Below are 1,155 nucleotides of genomic sequence, written 5' to 3' on the forward strand. Positions count from 1 at the left end.
CAAGACACCTCAAAACTCGTCCAAACATCTTCACCAGCAAATGGTAAATCCGTGTCTTCGATCCCTAAACTCGCGCGAGTTTCACTCCGTGCAATTGGGAATAGCACCTCGGGTGCGTATCGATCTAAATAATTCGTTTCTTTACCTAACTGGCTGTTCTCAACAATCGCCATACATACCTCAAATAATTTTCCGTCGCGCTCGTATTGCTATAAAGCAGTTACCACGAAGAATCGCAGTCTAGCTGCGAATGCCCTTGCCTTTAGAAAGTAAAAACAAAGCCGTCGAAAATAATAGAACAATAAAAACAATAACCATCCCAAACGCGAATCGAATATCGATATCACTCACACCCAATATTCCGTAACGAAAAGCATTCACCATATATAAAATCGGGTTCGCTTGAGATACGTTCTGCCAAAACTCTGGCAGAAGCGAAATACTATAGAACACACCACCGAGGTAGGTGAGCGGCGTTAATACAAAAGTAGGGACGATAGAGATGTCATCAAATTTCGTCGCGAATACTGCATTAATAAATCCGCCAAGCGAAAATACAATCGCAGTCATTATCACCATACTGGCCGTCACCAGTACGTTGTGAACAACTAAATCGGTAAAGAATAAAGAGAGTAAGGTAACGATAATCCCTACCCCAACACCACGCGCAACACCTCCGGCAACGTAACCGCTCAGCACAACCCAGTTTGGAACAGGTGAAACGAGTATTTCCTCAATACTGCGCTGGAACTTCAAACTAAAGAAAGACGACACCACGTTTGCATAAGAGTTAGTAATCACCGACATCATAATCAAGCCTGGGACAATAAAACTCATATAGTCATAGCCGCCCATTTCTCCGATACGAGGCCCGATAAGATTGCCAAAAATGACAAAATACAAAGCCATGGTAATCGCAGGTGGAAGCATCGTTTGCGCCCAGATTCGTGTAAATCGACGAATCTCTTTTACTACGATGGTCGTAAAAGCAATCCAGATTTGATGTGCGTTCATTTGGTTTGCTCCTTCGAATTTAAGTCTTGGCTAGAGCTAACCAAAGATAAAAACAACTCTTCCAAACGGTTACTTTTATTGCGAATACCCAATACCTTCCAGTCTTCATCTTTGACGGCATCAAAAAACGTCCCTAAGTCT

At 42.7% G+C, this 1,155-nt stretch carries 1 protein-coding gene and 1 pseudogene; both read right to left on the reverse strand.

Translation table 11 applies throughout. The annotated features are described in order from the left end of the window. A pseudogene (locus A3738_RS32645) lies at nt 1-173 on the reverse strand (NADPH-dependent 7-cyano-7-deazaguanine reductase QueF); the annotation flags it as partial. A gap of 67 nt (nt 174-240) precedes the next feature. After that, entirely contained in the window at nt 241-1,014 is a 774-nt protein-coding gene (locus A3738_RS16795; protein WP_068473135.1) for an ABC transporter permease, read from the reverse strand. Between the last annotated feature and the right edge of the window lie 141 nt (nt 1,015-1,155).

Source organism: Oleiphilus sp. HI0066 (genome assembly GCF_001635725.1).

Coding starts and splice junctions, on each gene's coding strand:
- A3738_RS16795 (WP_068473135.1), bottom strand. CDS start 1,014: ATGAACGCACATCAAATCTGGATTGCTTTTACGACCATCGTAGTAAAA.